Origin of the sequence: Limnohabitans sp. TEGF004 (assembly GCF_027924965.1) — a bacterium.
Classification (GTDB): domain Bacteria; phylum Pseudomonadota; class Gammaproteobacteria; order Burkholderiales; family Burkholderiaceae_C; genus Limnohabitans.
On the sequence record NZ_AP027056.1, the window covers coordinates 1,767,540 to 1,784,374 of the forward strand.

Annotated in this window: 21 protein-coding genes; 4 read left to right on the forward strand and 17 right to left on the reverse strand. The window is 56.3% G+C overall.

Annotated features, from left to right (window positions below; translation table 11 throughout):
• Positions 1-6 precede the first annotated feature (6 nt).
• The 11 genes from LINBF2_RS08420 to LINBF2_RS08470 all read right to left on the reverse strand — a co-directional run bounded on the left by LINBF2_RS08420 (position 7) and on the right by LINBF2_RS08470 (position 9,745).
• Positions 7-951 carry a phage tail tube protein gene (locus tag LINBF2_RS08420; RefSeq protein ID WP_108360333.1) on the reverse strand — a complete coding sequence of 315 codons (945 nt, stop codon included), beginning with the start codon at positions 949-951 and terminating at the stop codon, positions 7-9.
• A 25-nt stretch (positions 952-976) separates the two neighbouring features.
• Entirely contained in the window at positions 977-1,411 is a 435-nt protein-coding gene (locus LINBF2_RS08425; RefSeq protein ID WP_281888180.1) for a hypothetical protein, read from the reverse strand.
• Between the two features lie 45 nt (positions 1,412-1,456).
• Positions 1,457-2,104, reverse strand: a complete 648-nt coding sequence (locus tag LINBF2_RS08430; RefSeq protein WP_281888182.1) for a DUF6441 family protein — start codon at positions 2,102-2,104, stop codon at positions 1,457-1,459.
• A gap of 2 nt (positions 2,105-2,106) precedes the next feature.
• Entirely contained in the window at positions 2,107-2,364 is a 258-nt protein-coding gene (locus LINBF2_RS08435; protein WP_281888184.1) for a hypothetical protein, read from the reverse strand.
• A 74-nt stretch (positions 2,365-2,438) separates the two neighbouring features.
• Positions 2,439-3,443 carry a major capsid protein gene (locus tag LINBF2_RS08440; protein WP_281888186.1) on the reverse strand — a complete coding sequence of 335 codons (1,005 nt, stop codon included), beginning with the start codon at positions 3,441-3,443 and terminating at the stop codon, positions 2,439-2,441.
• A gap of 3 nt (positions 3,444-3,446) precedes the next feature.
• Positions 3,447-3,824, reverse strand: a complete 378-nt coding sequence (locus LINBF2_RS08445) for a head decoration protein (protein ID WP_281888188.1) — start codon at positions 3,822-3,824, stop codon at positions 3,447-3,449.
• A gap of 9 nt (positions 3,825-3,833) precedes the next feature.
• Positions 3,834-5,279: a S49 family peptidase gene (locus LINBF2_RS08450; RefSeq protein WP_281888190.1), complete on the reverse strand. Its 1,446-nt coding sequence runs from the start codon at positions 5,277-5,279 to the stop codon at positions 3,834-3,836.
• Between the two features lie 35 nt (positions 5,280-5,314).
• On the reverse strand, positions 5,315-6,823 hold the full coding sequence (locus LINBF2_RS08455; protein WP_281888192.1) for a phage portal protein: 1,509 nt from the start codon (positions 6,821-6,823) through the stop codon (positions 5,315-5,317).
• The gene (gene gpW / locus LINBF2_RS08460) at positions 6,823-7,032 is read right to left on the reverse strand and encodes a gpW family head-tail joining protein (RefSeq protein ID WP_281888194.1); all 210 of its coding nucleotides are present in this window, start codon (positions 7,030-7,032) and stop codon (positions 6,823-6,825) included. The genes LINBF2_RS08455 and gpW overlap by 1 nt, the downstream gene beginning before the upstream one ends.
• A complete protein-coding gene (locus tag LINBF2_RS08465; RefSeq protein WP_281888196.1) occupies positions 7,032-9,182 on the reverse strand; it encodes a phage terminase large subunit family protein in 2,151 nt (716 codons plus the stop codon). The genes gpW and LINBF2_RS08465 overlap by 1 nt, the downstream gene beginning before the upstream one ends.
• An 11-nt stretch (positions 9,183-9,193) precedes the next feature.
• Positions 9,194-9,745, reverse strand: a complete 552-nt coding sequence (locus LINBF2_RS08470) for an elements of external origin (protein WP_281888198.1) — start codon at positions 9,743-9,745, stop codon at positions 9,194-9,196.
• 161 nt (positions 9,746-9,906) lie between these two features.
• Between LINBF2_RS08470 and LINBF2_RS08475 the strand changes: the two genes are divergently transcribed.
• The 3 genes from LINBF2_RS08475 (at position 9,907) to LINBF2_RS08485 (ending at position 11,085) form a co-directional block, all read left to right on the forward strand.
• A complete protein-coding gene (locus tag LINBF2_RS08475; protein ID WP_281888199.1) occupies positions 9,907-10,122 on the forward strand; it encodes a hypothetical protein in 216 nt (71 codons plus the stop codon).
• Between the two features lie 109 nt (positions 10,123-10,231).
• The gene (locus LINBF2_RS08480) at positions 10,232-10,729 is read left to right on the forward strand and encodes a DUF3489 domain-containing protein (RefSeq protein ID WP_281888201.1); all 498 of its coding nucleotides are present in this window, start codon (positions 10,232-10,234) and stop codon (positions 10,727-10,729) included.
• Positions 10,726-11,085 carry a hypothetical protein gene (locus tag LINBF2_RS08485; protein WP_281888202.1) on the forward strand — a complete coding sequence of 120 codons (360 nt, stop codon included), beginning with the start codon at positions 10,726-10,728 and terminating at the stop codon, positions 11,083-11,085. Before LINBF2_RS08480 ends, LINBF2_RS08485 begins: the two co-directional genes overlap by 4 nt.
• Positions 11,086-11,143: 58 nt before the next feature.
• Here LINBF2_RS08485 and LINBF2_RS08490 read toward each other — a convergent pair whose 3' ends face one another.
• Together LINBF2_RS08490 and LINBF2_RS08495 are read right to left on the reverse strand one after the other, a co-directional pair.
• The gene (locus LINBF2_RS08490) at positions 11,144-11,455 is read right to left on the reverse strand and encodes an HU family DNA-binding protein (RefSeq protein WP_281891309.1); all 312 of its coding nucleotides are present in this window, start codon (positions 11,453-11,455) and stop codon (positions 11,144-11,146) included.
• A gap of 26 nt (positions 11,456-11,481) precedes the next feature.
• Entirely contained in the window at positions 11,482-12,729 is a 1,248-nt protein-coding gene (locus LINBF2_RS08495; protein WP_281888204.1) for a site-specific DNA-methyltransferase, read from the reverse strand.
• A gap of 44 nt (positions 12,730-12,773) precedes the next feature.
• Between LINBF2_RS08495 and LINBF2_RS08500 the strand changes: the two genes are divergently transcribed.
• Positions 12,774-12,989, forward strand: a complete 216-nt coding sequence (locus tag LINBF2_RS08500) for a hypothetical protein (protein WP_281888206.1) — start codon at positions 12,774-12,776, stop codon at positions 12,987-12,989.
• Positions 12,990-13,395: 406 nt separating this feature from the next.
• Here LINBF2_RS08500 and LINBF2_RS08505 read toward each other — a convergent pair whose 3' ends face one another.
• The 4 genes from LINBF2_RS08505 to LINBF2_RS08520 all read right to left on the reverse strand — a co-directional run bounded on the left by LINBF2_RS08505 (position 13,396) and on the right by LINBF2_RS08520 (position 16,831).
• Positions 13,396-13,800 (reverse strand): DUF6362 family protein, encoded by a 405-nt coding sequence (locus LINBF2_RS08505; protein WP_281891310.1) that lies wholly within the window; start codon positions 13,798-13,800, stop codon positions 13,396-13,398.
• Entirely contained in the window at positions 13,793-14,029 is a 237-nt protein-coding gene (locus tag LINBF2_RS08510) for a hypothetical protein (RefSeq protein WP_100146969.1), read from the reverse strand. Before LINBF2_RS08510 ends, LINBF2_RS08505 begins: the two co-directional genes overlap by 8 nt.
• A gap of 188 nt (positions 14,030-14,217) precedes the next feature.
• Positions 14,218-16,536, reverse strand: coding sequence for a phage/plasmid primase, P4 family (locus LINBF2_RS08515; protein WP_281888208.1), 2,319 nt, complete (start codon positions 16,534-16,536; stop codon positions 14,218-14,220).
• On the reverse strand, positions 16,529-16,831 hold the full coding sequence (locus tag LINBF2_RS08520; RefSeq protein ID WP_281888209.1) for a hypothetical protein: 303 nt from the start codon (positions 16,829-16,831) through the stop codon (positions 16,529-16,531). The genes LINBF2_RS08515 and LINBF2_RS08520 overlap by 8 nt, the downstream gene beginning before the upstream one ends.
• Positions 16,832-16,835: the final 4 nt, after the last annotated feature.

Below are 16,835 nucleotides of genomic sequence, written 5' to 3' on the forward strand. Positions count from 1 at the left end.
AGTGGCTCAATAGCTGGCCACGTCGTTGTGAAGAATGACCGTGAACATCCGACCTGCGGCGGTGTTCTTGGCGGCTTGCCAGTTGAAGGTGGCCTGAATGCCACCAGGCCCGGAAATGGAAAGCTTGGGCTTTGGTAGGTACACCTCATGCGCGATGAAGGTCAAACTCTTCGTGGCATCAATGACGTAGCTGAACGTCAACTCAAGCGGTGCGTTGTTGGTCGCCGCATCGATGAGGTCTGTGTCGGCAAACCGAACCTCAAGGTTTCCGGTCAGACTGGCAACCGTTGGATCAGCCCCTTCGATTTTTCCGTCAGAACGGATGGTCTCGATGCGGGCTAGGTTATTTGAATAGGTGAGCTGCGCCGCCACCACGTTGCCAAGCGCCTGTCCGTTCTTTTTGATCGAACCTTGGAACTGGTTAAAGCGGGTGATTCCGAGCGCCTGCGGTGTTGCATCCACTGACACCAGTTGCTTGACTTCACCTTGCGCGATTAACCCCAAGGTCGCATCCGCTGCACCTGAGCGCGCGAACTTGACCTGAACGGAGTTGACCATCACACCCGAAGACTCAAAGTACGCGGGGATATCAGGCAGACCAGTCTCAAGCGCGAGGCTTGGCAAAACAGGCTGACCAGAGCCAAAGGTGTGCTGATGATCCACATCGCCTGTAGAAACAGGAGCGCCCAACAATGCCTTGAGCCACAAGCCAAAGTTGCGCAAGTCGATGGGGACCACCATGTCGCCCTCGACCTTGATCACATCCCGAATGGGTGCGCTGGGGTCTCGACCCAATCCAATCAGGTCATTGGCAATAAGGCCTTGCTCAGACCCCAACGAGGTGGACACAAAGGGGAGCTTCCAGTACTCGGTCGTGCCGCTGGGGTGCGTTCCGTAGGAAGGTTCGAATGCAGCCAGCAAGCTGGCATTTGCGCCATAGGCACGGGCCATAGTTTTTCTCCAGTTTCAAAAAGATTCAAGCCAGCGGATCGCTGCTTGCGTAATGCATCACCACATCCAAGGTGCAGGCCTTGATGCCCACAGCGCCATCGGGTGCGACTTCTTCGAACTTCGGGGGATGGATTTCAATGAACTCCACAACGCCACCCAAAGTCCGGTCTGCCCTGACAAGCAACGAGAACTGCTTGAGCAACGCATCCATGCGCGCGTCTCGCTCCGCGCCATCGGGGTGACTCACGTACACCTCCAAATTGGCTGAGTGCTCCCACTGATAAGTCAGCGGCGAGAGCATCACCTCAACTTCATTCATGTCGCCATCACGCAGCACCACCATGGAGTGCTCTGTCATGCGCTCGGGCAGCGCGCTGTTGCGCTTAGGAGCATTGCCACCAAGGGGCAACTGCCCCAACAACTGAAACAAAGCCCCGACGGCTTCTTCACGCTTGGACATAAAAAAACAGGCCAATGGCCTGCTCCGGTAAATCAGCTCCTGCCCTCATTCATCGGGCCAGTTGGAGATGACGTTTTGTATGAGCTGGGATTCCCAGCGTTGAACGGCTGAATTGATATCGAACTTCTTCTTGAGCTGAGCCTGAGGCACCAGCAAGAAGATCGGCACACTCACCAGCCCCTTACCGGACTGCTGCGCCGAAGCAGAAGCGGTTGTGAAACCGCCCCGCTTGCCTGCTCTTGCACGTTGGTTGTCCTCCACCAAGAGTGACGGCTTACCCGCTCGGTAGACGAATCGAAGTCTCTGGCCGCGCATGCGCTCCCAAAGCCCCGGTGTGATGCGCTTGCCGCGTGGGCCTGTTCCTGCGGCTGGCAATGGAATGGAGAGCCAAAACCCGTTCTTCGAACGAATTAGTGCGCCCTCGTCATGGGCCGCCACAACAACAGGCGCTCGGCTGTAAACCAAGCCTGCTGCTCCCAGACTCTCGCGCCCCTTGGGATACACCTCACCTCGCCAGGTATTGGCAAGACGCGCGCCTAGACCAGCCCCAGTGATCTGACTGCGCAGCTCACCTTTGAGACCATCGGTGGCATCACGCACACCAGTGGTCACCGCATGTCTGGCAGCCTTGAGTTCAGCGGCCATGAGTTCTTGAAGATTGCCACTCAGCGCAGCAATAAGTCTTGACGACACACTCAATCCTCCGGCCAGATAGATGCACTCACCGTCCAGACGAGCCGCTCACGGTCAATGAGCGGCTCCCCATGGAGGACATAACGCGTCCCACCCAACACCAATCGATCGCCATCTCTTGGCTGTTTGACCTCGGACGCCATCAACTCAAAGCGCTGGGTATCGACCACCAGATGGGTTTGACCGAAGTCTTGAACCGCATCAGGCGCTTTGGCGATCACCCGCACATCGAGAGAAACCCCCGCTTGTGTGATGTACACAGCGGGAGTTCCCAAGCGAAGAAACAACCGAGAGATGAGCTGAACGAAAGGATCTCGACTCATCAACTAGCCCCTCAGCTAGCGACGACTTTGACCAACAAGCTCGGGCGATGGCACATGGGCAACGGGTTACTCTGCGTGTGCAAGTCCGTACCGCGACCAAAGTCACGAGGCTCTTGCTTGGCGTAGAGCGGTTGGCCCAAAGTGTTAACCGTCTCGTTGAAGTCAGCAGGCGCGAAGTACGTGGCAAACGTATCGAGCGTACCTTCTGGGAACGCCTGACCTTGGCCGGGTTCAATGAAGCGGCGCAGATTGCCCGACATGTCAGTCGCTTGGCCCAAGTACTCTTCAAATGTCACACCTGCAAAGGTGAAACCAGAGCGTTGGTCCGTGCGCAACATGGCGCTTTCTTGGGTGAGCTGATAAGCACGGATCACATTGGGGTGACTGGTGAGCGCATCGAAAAAGTCCGAGGACACCAGCACGCGCACATTGGTCATGTACTCGCCTTTGAGGTTGAGCTCAAAGTAGCGCTTCAGGTCCAGGCACTTTTTCTTGACGTCTGTGTCCTTCTTACTGAGTTCGAAATTGAACACGGCAGGCGTGATCTGGAACTCTTCAAACAGGTCATACAGCACGGAGCCATCTGCATCCAAGATAACGCCCTTCAAAGCACCCATGCGTAAGTGCTCCAAAGTGATCGCATGCTTGTTGCGCATGGACTGCAAGTGATCGGTCATTACATTAGCTACTGTCTCGGTGTCTGTTTCAGAACCAAAAGCGCGCAGGCCTTGGATTTCCTCGGGTAACACCACATCGTCGTGTGGGATGTGAGGAATCATGAACGAGCGCAACTTGCGACGACCACGCTGGCCCACCGTGCCGGGGGCACCCACAGGCAATGTGGGCAGAAGGTTCAACACACCATCACGCTCTTCAATGGCAATTTGGCGAAAACGCACAGGCTTGGCAGGCATGAGGTTGATCTGTTCAATCTTGCCAAACTGGTTGGGCAAGATGTTGATTGCGGCGGTCAGTGCGGTCATCGAGAACGCGGGGGACTGGAAAGGATTGTTCATTGCTTAGGCTCCTTGACGAACGAGAATGCCGACAGCTTCGAGCTGCGCAGTGGCAGTCGCTTTTTCTTCGGCGGTGATGGCTGCGGGCCACACGAGTGCGTGGTGCGCGACGATGGACTGACGGGTCACAGCGATGCCGCTGGACTTGTCGCCTGTGGTGGCATCCACGGACTGCAACAAAACAGCCGTGGCGATTTGCGTGCCATCGGTGGCAGCGGGGTCGAGCGCTTTGACCTTGCCGTTGGCATCAACGCGTCCGAGGACCGTGCCGATGCGCAAGTTCTGGCCTGCAGCGACTGTGACTTGGTCGCGGGAATAGAGGGACTCTTCCTCATACTTGAGCAAATCGCCCAAGGTCAACTCATTGGTGAGAACCGACATTTAAAACTCCTAGTTGGATTTGTAAGAAGGACGATTGGCTGCAAGTTTTTGGGCACGCTGCTGTGCAGCGATCACCACAGGGCTTTGCTCAGGCTTGGTCGTCGTTTGGGTACCGGCTTGCGGCAAAATGCGAGAGCTGATCTCGGGGCTATCGGACGCTTTGGCGGCCAACAACTCATTGCGAACCTGCTCCACACTCAAGCCACGCTCCAGCGCAGAAAACGTCATGTCTGACTTACCAGCCAACAAGCACATCTCGGCAACGGCCAGCACGTTGGCACTGGCTTTACGGATGTCATGACTGGCAGCCGCTGCAGATGCGGCGGCAACTGCAGGCTGAACCACTTCAGTGGCTTCACCCTTTGGAGCATCAGCGCCAGCAGGTGATTCAGTTTCTTGATGAGACTCTTGTGGATTCGTATCCTCAGGAACCACACCGGTGGAAGTGGTGGCGACAGCTTCTGTCGATTCAGTGACTGCAGGCGGTCCGGATGACTGCGGTGATGCTTGAGACATCAATTTCTCCTTAGAAAGAACTGGATCGGGAAGTGAGACTTCCATCTCGCGCCCCGATCCAAACGATCGCGCGATGGCAGATTTGCGTTGTTGGACTTCAACCGCCAGCGCGCGCAAGGCGTCGTCTGCCGTGCCAATGGCATCAGCAAACCCAGCCTCAATCGCGTCACCCGCGTAGAAGAGTCCTGCTTGTGTGTCTCGCACAGCCTGTGCATCCAACCCTCGGTTGGTTGCCACCGTTGAGACAAACATCTCGTAGAGCCGATCCACTTCCGTTTGCAGCGCCGTGGACGCTTCGTTGGAGAGTGGCAAGTGCGGCGAGAGATCGTTTTTGCGGTCCCCTGCGTAGATGGCCGTGTATCGGTAGCCATCAAGCGCATCGCGCTGCGTTTGGTCTACGTGCAGAGCAATCACACCAATGGAGCCCACACCACCTGTGCGCGTCAGATAAATGCGCTCAGCACTGCAGGCAATCGCGTACGCGGCAGAGAACGCATCGTCATTGGCCACCGCCCAGATGGGCTTGGTGCTTCGCGCACTCACGATTTCGTCGGCCAGATCGAACGCCCCGCCCGCCTCACCACCAGGCGAGTCAATATCAAGCAGCACAGCGTCCACATTGGGATCGTTGATCGCCGCATTGATTTGCGCGCTGATGGAGGCATAACTGGTCAGGCCAGAAGCTGCATCCATGGCCCCCGTGCGTCGCACCAGCGTCCCTAGGATGCTGATGACTGCGATGTTGGGTACTTGAAGGTCTGTGCGCATCACACGCTCAGGAGGAGAGATTTGCGCCAGCTGCGCAGAGGCTTCTGGAACGACCATGCCCATTCGTGGCCCCACCACCGAGAGGATGACCTCAAGCTTGCGGGGATGAATGAGCAAAGGCGTGCCAAAAACCCGCGAAGCCAGATACGGCATCGTCGGAAGATTTGTCATAGGACCTCTGAGTTATGAGATGAAAAGAACCGTGTCTAGGTTTCTTGGTCCACCAGCGGCGCATCAGGCACATCTGGTGGATGGGTGGGAGCGACTTGGTTGGTAGCTCCGTTGCGTGCGACCAAGCGTGGGTCGGTGTCAAGCACCAAGCCCAGCGAATCGGCGCGTGCGTTGTCTGCGGCGATCTCCCGATCAATGGATTCCGCGTCGTAGCCGTAGGACGAAATTGCTTCTGAGCGACTCATCAAGCCAGAGCGAATGGCCAACTGCATGGCCTTGAACTCTTTCTCGGGATCTACCCATTGCCAGCCCTGCGGGATCCACTTGGCCGCTTGGTACTCGCGCGCTTTGATGCGGTAGTTGGGCAAATCAAGCTTGCCCTCGAGCACGGCTTGCTGCATCCATGCGCGCCATATCGGGCGACACAACTGATGCACGATCACGCCGTGCTGCAAGGTCTCACAGCGACGCCGAAACTCCAACAGTCCAGCCCGGATGGATGAGTAGTTCACTTGGGTCAAGTCACCCGTGAGCATCTCAAACGTGATGCCCATGGCTGCGGCCACCGCTCTGAACTGCTGACGCATGAACTCGGCATAGCTCGAACCCACATCCGCAGGTGCAGAGAACTTGATGTCCTCACCTGGCTCCAAGATCTGCAATGTTCCAGGCTCCATGCCTGCCAAGGCCACACCGCTCTCATCGGCATCACCCTCGCCCATGAGGTTGTCCTCAGGGGCCATGCGGGTGATGAAACCCGCAAACATGGCAGCCGTCTTCTTGCGCACCAGCTCAGCGTCGTCGTACTGGTCCAGCTCATTGAGCTTGACCAACGCTCTGGCAAGCCAAGGCTCACCCCGAATCTGACCCGGTCGAAGTGGTCGGTACAGATGCACAATTTCAGTCGCATCCACCCGGACCAAATCAAGACTACCCGTCCCTGACATAGGCGCCAGCATTCCGTCATTGGGATGCGCGCGGTACAGGTGATACGCCACGCGTCGGCCCAAGAGGTCGAACTCAATGCCCGCTCGAATCACATTGCCGTTGGGCAAGTCTTGATTCAGGCTGATGGGCAAGTGCTCTGCTTCGAGCACTTGGAGCTGGAACGCCACAGACAGGTTGTCTTCTGCTCTTCGGTAGCGCATGCGCACAAACGCCTCACCACCTTCGAGCATGGCGCGCGTGGCCAAGCCTTGAAGGCCATAGAAGTCAGTAAGTCCCGCCGCATCGGCATCCTCACACCAACTCCACCACAGGGCATGCACTGCCTCGCGCTGGGGTTGGTCTTGAATCATGCTTTGCGGCTTGATGCCCGTGCCAATTGCGTTGGCCACAAAGGCTTCAATGCCTGCAGCGGCCCAAGCGTTGCGACGCACAAGATCGCGGCTCTTGGTGCGCAGCTGGTCTTGGGTGAGCGCCAGCGCTGAGACAGCACCCGGATTGCCCGGATTCCATTTCAGCGCGCGCCGTCCCATCCCCGTGCCGTCATAGACCGGAGTGTTGCCAAACATCCGGCGCTTGATGGTGTTGATCCAACTCATCACAACCCCTTAGACGTTGTGATGCGGATCTGGCGAGACTTGCGCTTACCTGCGGCACGTGCAATCTGCGACTCCACTTCAGCAATGGCTGCCTTGAGATCGGTCACGCTTCTGTACTCGACACTCTTGCCGTCGTAGGTCACGCGATGTTCGCCGCTGGCCAAGGCCTCTCGCAAAGCCTGAAGGTGTTGTTCGGTATAGCTCGTCATCACTTCATCCAGTTACTGCGAATGACCCTCCTGCCGCGCTGGGGGACTTTGTTCATAAAAAAGCCACCGACGGGGGTGGCTGGGAGAGTTGTAAGAATTGGGGCACTGGGCAATGGAGACGGGCTGCGCCATGGCACATCCTCCACAGGCTCATCCACCTCTTCATCCTGATCGGCATGGACTTCGACCTTGGGCTCTGCTTCCACAAAGTCCATGTCATCGTTGGGTGGTCGCACACCCTGAATCCCTTGCAAGAACTCAGGCGTCTCAAAACCTGGACGCACCGGGAACAGTCCATCCATACGCAACTCAGGTGGCTCAGCACTCAGCGGAATGCCCAGTTGGCGCTCTAGCTCCAACCAGTGACGTTCCTCAAAACGGTCTAAGCCCGCCAGACTGGCAGCAGCACGCGCGTAGACGTAGCAGTCCAAGGCCTCGTTGCGTTCGCGCACTTTTTGCCACTCGCGAAACGAGAAGCCATTGCGGTCACGCCGCGTGACCAGTTGTTCTGAACACAGCTGCTGGACGTACTCGGCATCGACTTTCGGCAGATGGACGTACCCGTTGGGGAACACGATCTCGCCGTCTTCGGTGACCTCAATCGTTTTGCGCAGGTTGTTGAAGAACTCCAGCTTGGCAATGCCACCCACCACCGCATAGACACGCAGGCCTCGGCGCAGACGTCTGCCGTTGGTGGTCATGTCCACAGCAGTGGGCAAGCCAACCAACGCGGCTCCGCGCGCAACGCCTTTCATAGGCAACAAGCGTGGGTCGTGCTGGCGACGCACAAAGGCATAAGCCTCTTGGGTTGCATAGCCGGTATCAAGTCCCATGCGCACCAAACGCATCGGCACACCGCTGATGTGCGTCCAGCTCTCTTGCAGCATGAGCCCCAAACGCAGCCAAACATCATCTCGGGCGGTATCGCCTTCGAGCACCCGGTGCTCAATGAGCCAAGAGCGCTTCTCCCGTCCGAAGCCCCAGATGGAGACTTCGATGCGGTCTTTTTGAATGTCGATACCGCCTGCAAGCAGTAGCGCGCCATAGGGCACAATGCCCATGCGGTAGGACTCACGCCGCTCAAGCAAGCGTTCCCACTCAGGCGTTTCGCCCTGCTCGACCCAAGTCTCACCCAGCTCGGTGTTCTTAAAAGCTTTCAGCGCCGTGGCCGAACCTTGCGCCAGCTCCCACGCCTGTGCAATCTCCACCCAACTGCGCCAGCCCACTGGGCTGTACAGACTAGACAGATGAAAACCAGCCGTGCGACCGTTACCGGGAATCGTTGCCACCCAACGCCCAAGCTCCAACATCTGGGTCTTGGCGTGTTCATAGATCGGCTCCTCGCATCCGGTGCAGAGGTAGCGCACCGAGTCAGGTTGGCCTTTCTCCCAAATCAGCCGCTCAAACTGCAAGCGTTGCTCATGCCCACAGTGAGGGCACGGCACCATGAAGTGGCGCTGGTCGGATTGCTCAAACTCCCGCTCGATGCGTGACGCACCAGAGATGGTCGGGGTCGACACAATCAAAATCTTGCGCCGGGCAAACGTACGGGTACGCGCTTCGGCCAGCGAGATGGCGTCACCCTCACCTTCTACGTCACCGGGGTAACCGTCCACCTCATCCAAGAAGAGGTAACGCACAGGCATGGAACGCAGACCCACCGCACTGTTAGCGCCTGTGAGGACCAACACCCCGCCTCGGAACTCCTTGGCAAGGATGGTGTTGCCTGAGTCACGTGCGCGCGCAGGTGCGATGAGGGCCGAGAGTGTTTCGCTCTCTTCAATCAACGGATCAATCCGCTGCTTGGAGTTTCGTTTGGCCATCTCCACCGTGGGGGCAACGGCCATCATCGGACCTGGTGCCATGTGAATCACATAGCCAATCCAGTTGTTACCGCACTCGGTACCGCCCACCTGAGCACCCTTCATGAAGACCACTCGCTCCACGGGTGAGGTGGGCGAGAGGCAATCCATGATCTCTTTGAGGTAAGGCGTGCGGCTCGTGCGCCAGCGGCCAGGCTCAGAAGCTGACTTACCCGACAAGAAGCGGTATTGGTCAGCCCATTCAGAAACGCTCAGTAATGGGTCAGGGGTGAGTCCCTCGCGCCACGCCTCAGCAATGGCATCAATTCCGTCGTAGTGTTCAAACACATTGGTGTTCCTCAATCGATTCGCACCGCCATGTCACCTAAGTCGAGCAAATGCTCTCGCACCGCCTTCTCCAAGACTTGGTGCATTTGGTGAGCATCGACGTTCAAGTCAGACGCTAGCTGTGCAGAGACACGAGCGGGCCAGTTCAGCCACGCATCGCGCTGTGTGCGCGCTAATTTGTAGACATGGGCCACCGCTTGGGATCGGTCCACTAAGTCACCCTTGAGGCGCGCTAAGCGCACCTTGTTGGTTTGCGCTTTGAGCACCTCATTGGCCGTTCGGGCTTGCAGCAAGGTGGTGCCACCCACTGCAGGCGCTTGTGCCCCAGATGAATCCCCTAACGCCTCACGAACGCTGGCAATCGCCTCGTTGGGTACAGGGCGTTGTTCGCCGCGCTGTTGAGAAGCATCGGTGTTGCGCCGCCACTCATCGTTAGCCCGGTCCACATCAATGGAGCCATCGGCATTGGCCGTGATGCGCCCTGAGTTGATGGCTTTGCGCACAGCGCCTTCGGAAATTCCACGGTAGCGGGCATAAGCGCGCATGGACATGTTTTGGCTCATGAATGAGGTCCTGTGAGTGCGTGCGCGCGAAAAAGCGTACTAAAGCGCACTCATGTCCAAGTGATTCAGTCTGACTCAAAGAAGAACTTGATCTTGTTCACGAACAGAGCGTTCATACGTACATGCGCTAACGCATTTGATTAATTTTTTTGGAGCGATTGATGAACCACCACACCACAGCCAACGCGATCACCGCGCCCTCTTTGCTTTTGGAGCAGATCGCTTTGAAGCACTTTTTTGTTGAGACCCTGCAGACACAGAACCGCGACTCTTTGGACTTTCACGACGTTTCGGTTTGGGCGATTGAGTCGGCTCTGAAGGCTGCGTTTGAGGCAGGGGTTCAGGCTGCTTTGAAGGAGACGACAAAGAAGGCTTAAAGAGCACAAGGAGTTCAAGCAAGAGATTCACAACTCGCTTGACTCGATCGGAAATAGAAGCGTTCATCACGCACCTCACTGATAAAGATTTGGAAAAGGAATGAAAGAAATGACCACACAACTCACAGCCACCCAGCAAGCCATCCTTGCCCACGCCCACCAACACACAGCAGGCAAGATTGAATGGTTCCCCGAGAACATCAAAGGCGGAGCGCGCCAAAAAGTGCTCGACGGCTTGTTCAACCGCGCACTCATCACCAAGAGCGCCAGCGACTGGTTGATTGCAGCCGAGGGCTACGACGCGCTCGGTGTGCCACGCAAGGGGGCAATCAACGCGCCAGCAGCAGATACAAACACCGCGCCAGCAAATCCCAAAACACCACGCACAAGAGAAAACAGCAAGCAAGCCCAAATGATTGAGTTGCTCAAGCGCTCTGACGGCGCAACCTTGAATCAACTGATTGAAGCCACAGGCTGGCAAGCACACACGGTGCGCGGCGCGATGGCCGGGGCCCTGAAAAAGAAACTTGGCCTCACCATCACTTCAGACAAAGCAACGGGCCAAGAGCGCACCTATCGCATCAGCAGCGAAGGAGTAACAGCATGAGCACGATGACCATCACGATTGAGCGCATACCCCGCACCTTGAACTTCGGCGGCAAGCAAATTGAAGTTGAGGAACTCAGCGTTGAGCTGCCTTTTGCGCGAAAGCCTTGCAGCCTCGAAGAAGTTGGCGGCTACGGTAACTACAAGGTGCTCGTAATCGAAACGCGCGAGATGACTGCGGATGAATTCGACAGCTTTGGCAGAACGCTCCTCAGGTCACGCGATTGGCTTGCAGGAAAAGGAGGGGGCACAGGCGACGGATTCTTGTGCGTTGAGATCAAAGCACCAGGTCGCCCCTTCCTCTACGTCAACCCCGAGGGCGGGGACTATGCGCGCTATGTGGCGCGCTTGGGATAAAAGAAAAGGCGGCTAGGCCTGAACCTTTGCCGCCTTGTGCGATGCACAAGAGAAGTGATTACTTCTTCTTGTTCAATGCTGCTTTGAAAGCTGCACCAGGTGTGAACTTAGGCACATTGGCTGCAGCGATCTTCAATGTCTCGCCAGTACGTGGGTTGCGACCTGTACGTGCAGCACGCTTGCTGGCTTTGAAAGTACCAAAGCCAATCAACTGGACATCTTGCTTCTTGGCAACAGACTTGGTGATGATTTCAAGCAATGCATCGATTGCACGACCAGCAGCGGCCTTTGACATTTCAGTTTCGTGGGCCAACGCCTCGATCAATTCAGTCTTATTCAATTTTTTCTCCTTTTGATGAACGGTCGAGATTCTGACACGGCTTTATGTCAACTCGCTCAAGGGTTTTCGTCAAGAACTTGAGGCGTATCAAGCTCTACCGTATCTGCACGGTGAAGGACCGCCTTCTTGCCAGTGAAGTCCTCCCAACGCTTGACGATCACATCCACGAACTTGGGATCCAACTCCATGAGTCGGGCGTGTCGGTTGGTTTTTTCACAAGCAATGGCTGTGGTGCCAGAGCCGCCGAACAAATCGAGCACGATGTCTCGGCTCTTGGATGAGTTCTTCACTGCGCGCTCAACCAGCTCCACGGGCTTCATCGTGGGATGCAGGTCATTGACGCGGGGCTTGTTGTAAAACCAAACGTCAGCCTGGTCACGGTCACCACACCAAAAGTGATCCGAGCCTTGCTTCCACCCGTAGAGGATGGGCTCGTATTGGCGCTGATAGTCAGCACGTCCTAACGTGAACGAGTTCTTCGCCCAAATCACAAAGGTCGACCACTTACCACCCGCATCGAGCCAAGCTTTCTGCAAGGTGTGGAGCTCTGAAGAGCTCATGCACACGTAGCACGCACCCTTGGTCATGATGAGCAAGTTCAGGCATGCGTCGTACAAGAACTTGTAGAACCCATCGCCCAGTGCATCGTTCAGGATGCGACGGTCTTTACCGCGCATCTTGTCTTTGGCGCTATTGCCGTAGTCCACGTTGTAGGGCGGGTCCGTGAAGGCCATGTCTGCGAGTTGGCCATCCATGAGACGCTCAACATCTGAGAGCACCGTGGAGTCACCACAAAGGAGGCGGTGGTTGCCGAGAATCCACAAGTCCCCAGGTCTGGAAACAGGATCTACTGGTGGTTCTGGGATTGCATCATCCTCGGTTAAACCACCGCCTTCATCTTGCGGATTGAGCAAGTCGTCAATCTCGTCATCCGTAAAGCCCATGAGAGACAAGTCATAGTCGGCAGCTTGCAACTCAGCCAGCTCGAGCTTCAAGAGCTCTTGGTCCCAGCCTGCGTTTTCCGCAATGCGGTTGTCGGCCAAGATGTACGCCTTCTTTTGCTCAGGGGTCAGGTGAGCCAGCTCGATGACTGGCACCTCGTTAAGGCCAAGCTTTCTGGCAGCCATTAATCGACCATGGCCTGCAATGACGCCCCGCTCACCGTCTGTGAGGATGGGGTTGGTCCAGCCGTACTCGGCAATGGATGCTGCGATTTGTGCGACCTGCGCATCGTTGTGGGTGCGGGCATTGCGGGCGTACGGGATGAGCGTATCGACCGCGATCATTCGAATCTCGGGTGTCATAGGGGCCTTGGGTAAAATTTCGCAAACAACAACGAAAAGCTGCAGTGCGAATCAAAGTCATAAACGGGGTCTTAGCCCGTCAGAAAAATAAAGATGGAAGCGATGCAGGCTTTGCACCACTAGTCGCAGGGACTTACGAGGTCACAGGCCCCGCCAAGGACGGCCAACTCGAAGTCCAGAAAGATGCTGAGCACACTGTGTTCATGCCACTCGATAAGCTCGACCACTACGTCAAGCTAGGTGACATTCAAATCATTTGAGATGGGCACTGGGTGCGTACCCGGTGCGTACTGCGTACCCCGAATTTAGGGCTGTCGGTAGCGAAATCTCGCGCCTTTGCCCCCCGCATAGGTTTATCGCCAGGAAGGACCCGTGAATTCAGGAGGTTGGGGGTAACTTGGCTTGATTGACGCCAGTGGTTGAGCGTTTTGTGCCTGAGATGGCGCATGGATTCGTGAGGTCACGCGCTACGAGTCACTTACTCTTTCGCACTTAGCCACTTACGGTCACTGTGTGGGTTCACTTGACTCACAACTGCCGCGACCATAGACAGAAATGTAGCTTCAAAACGCCGAAATGTTGCAGCGTGATTTGGGCTCATAAACCGCGCATTTCCTCTCCCCCTTTAACTGCGCCGCTTACTCACTTCAAATCACGCTAGAACCCTCACAAACGGTTCGCAGATGGTTTTGCTTTGGCGTTGAGCTTGTCGGTCACGACTTGAATGTCGCGCTTCCAACGTCTCCACGCTGTGGTGCGGTCGCAGCCAAAGCGCTTACCGATCTCTCGCCAGTCGTATCGCTTGGCGCGCATCCACACCAAGTGCCGCTCATCCAACTCCAAGACTTGCACCCACTGCATGACCTCAAGCATCAGGTCCACATCCTTAGGACTAGGTGGCGGCAATCGATAAAGCTTCTCGCGATCGGGATATGCCTCGAGTTCACTTTGCACGACCACTGGCCAAGTGCTCACGTAGCCTTGCACAGTCACTCGAGGCAGTCGCCTCGCAGTGCGTGCAGCTTCTGTGAAACGCTCAGCCACAACATCAATCGTCCACACCTCATCCATGCTGGCCTCTCTTGGGTGAGTTTGGTGAGGCATGGTGTGATTGGCCGTAGAGCCGCTCACCAATGCTGCGAATGAGTTGGCGCTCCAAAAAGTTCAGGCGTGTGTCTTGCTCAGAGATGACCAAGATGTGTTGCTCTTGCCATCCTTGGCGCTTAGTGGCTTCAACATCCATGGGGTTGGCTTGCATGCGCCCAAGGGGCGATGGATAGTGCGGTTGGGGAATGTTCATTGAACACCTCCAACCGTGAAATATCCATGTGCCGATGGAAGGGCAAATGCGTCGAATGACGCATTTGACGTTTTAAAACATTCCTTCTCTTTATGCGCGTATGTACGTACGCGTAGAGAACTACTGTTAAGTAGTGTCGTAAGTGTCAAAGTACCTGTTTTTGAATTCCTTAGTTTCATTTTTATCTCCTAATTATCGTTGTAGGGGTAGCTGCGATTAGGGAAATTGGTGGGCTGTTTGATGTCGATACCCGCAAAGCCCCGAACGCCCATGGAGTTGCGCCACTTGTCGAAACGTCGCGTGATGAGGGCATCAGAAAATCGGCGTTGTGTGCCCACGAACTCACCGCTCATCTCGGCCCATTGCTTCCAATCGTTGAAGAGAGTCACCGTCAGCGCTTTGTCATTGGCTCCAAGCTTGCAGCGCTCATCCATCCAACGCCCCATGGCGTCTTCGCCCTCGAAATATTCATCCGTGGCACTGGTCACCGAGAGAGGTTGCTTGAGCCCGATCTGCTGCCAGAGCAAACAACCCTGTAGCGCCCAAGCCAAGATGCCGTCACGCTCAGAGAGCAACTTCTCCGTGAGCAAGGGGTCACGTTTCTCAGGAGGCACCGTGATCGTGAAAGGGATCAAATGCATGCGACGACGCATCGCCTCATCGATGTTGCGAATGGCAGGCTTGTGATTGCCCGCAATCAAGAGCTTGAACTGAGGTGGGTAGGTGAAGAAGTCTTGGTGCATCAGTCGAGCCGTCACCAAGTCACCACCTGTGATGGCTTTGATCTTGGATTCGTTCCAACGCCTGCCCTGCTCGGTTTCTGTGGCCGAGACGAAGCGTGCGCCACGCAAGCCCGCAAGGTCTGTTGGGTGACGATCTGAGCGTGTTTCCATGAACGTGTCCATGGGAGCGTTAGCCGCGTAATCACCCAAGATGGTTGAGATGACGTTGACGAACACGGACTTGCCGTTTGCCCCTGTGCCATACAAGAAGAACAACGCGTGCGTGCTGATATCGCCCGTGAGGCAGTAGCCCACCACGCGTTGCAAGTACAGCTGCAACTCTTTGTCGCCTCCCGTCACGTTCTCAAGGAAATTAGCCCACACGGGGCTCTCGCCTTTGGGTGTGGCTGTGGTGACCTTGGTCATGCGTCGATCGCGCCTGTGCGGCCCCATTCCGCCACGCCTGAGGTCAATGATTCCACCAGGCGTATTGAGCAACCAAGGATCGGCATCCCACTCCTCAACGGTCGCACTGTGACGTGGGTCGGTGCGAACGATGCGTTCAATCGCAGACATGGTGCTCGATCCAGCCAAGCGGGACTTGAGTCTTGGCGTGTCTGCTTTGTAGGACGCGGCACGACAAACCGTTCGACTCAGGTGATGCACGTAGAGCGACTTGTCGATGTTCCAGCGCACGCCATTCCACACCAACCATTTGCCCCATGGTGAACAAAACCGCCAGTCCTCACCAAACTGACGCGTAAACGCCATGGCCAAGCCATCTTCTGTGGTGTAGTCCAATCCATCCACAATGTCTGTTGCCATGTTCTCGTCGGCTTGACGCACAACGGGCATGCGGTCGCCTGCCGCGATAAAACCAGCGACATCGAATCCTTCTACGCGCGCATCGGCCACATCCCAGCCTTCAGGTTTTTCCTCTGGGGGCTGGAGAATCGCGCAGCTGAGTGCCCCCGCAAGCAGGATGGCTTGTGACGCACGGTCCGCATAGTCCCAACCAGGCTTGTCGCGGTCAGGCCAGATGAGCACATGCTTGCCAGCAAGTGGTGTCCAGTCAGTTTTATCCACGGGCGCATTAGCACCGTGCATGGCAGTCGTGGCGCACACGCCCAACTCAATGAGCGCTTGAGCGCACTTCTCACCCTCGACCAGAACGATTCGCTCGGCGTACGAGATTCCGGGTTGGTTGAACAAGGGACGCGGGTCAGGGGGGGCCATCTTGCGACGTTTCACATCCCATGGACGAAACTCTTTCTTGCCGGGTTCAGGGTCATAGCGGTAGACCACCGCAATCAGCTTGCCTGATGCATCTTGGTAGTCCCACTTGGCAGTAGCGGGCCCAAGTTCATCGACTGCAGGCGTTTTGGCCTTGTCTTTACTTGGGGGGCGTTGCGGCAGTGAGTCCACTCGACCCAGTAAATCCTTGGCACGTTTGAGCACATCCGGGAAATGGGTCTGTATGTTGAGCTGGTAGTGACGTGCAATCAGATCGAAGATGTCACCACCCTCACCTGTTGCGCGGTCAGTCCACAGTCCTGCTTTGGGGCCTGAGAGCAGCAACTCCAAACTGTCACCTGGGCCGCCCATCACATCGCCCACCAAGTACTTGGTGTTACGGCGTTTGCCTGCTGGCCAAATCTCAGCGATGAGAGTGCTCAGGCGTTCAAGCAAGGCTTGTCGGATGTCATCTTTTTCGCGCGAGATATCCGTTTTAGGTGGAATCGTTTTGCGAAACGCCTCTTGGGCGGGGTCGTTGAAATCAAGCATGTGCAGCCTCGCTTCCTTGAGATTGGCGAGATGACTCAGACGCAAGTTGGTCTTGTGCTTCCTTTGCTTGCGCCGCCAACAGTTCACCGAGTTGCGCATGCCACACCCGTAACTCATTCAAGCGATAGCGCACGAGCTTGTTGATGTAGTAATGCGGGATTTGCAGCTTCTTGCGCTTGTAGGGATTTCGGAAAAAGTAAAACGGCAGATTGAATGCGACTGCCGCTTGCTCAGACGAGAGCATGGTTTCAAAGTTCGGACTGGCGTTTGTGTTTCGGGGTATTTGATTTGTCATGGCA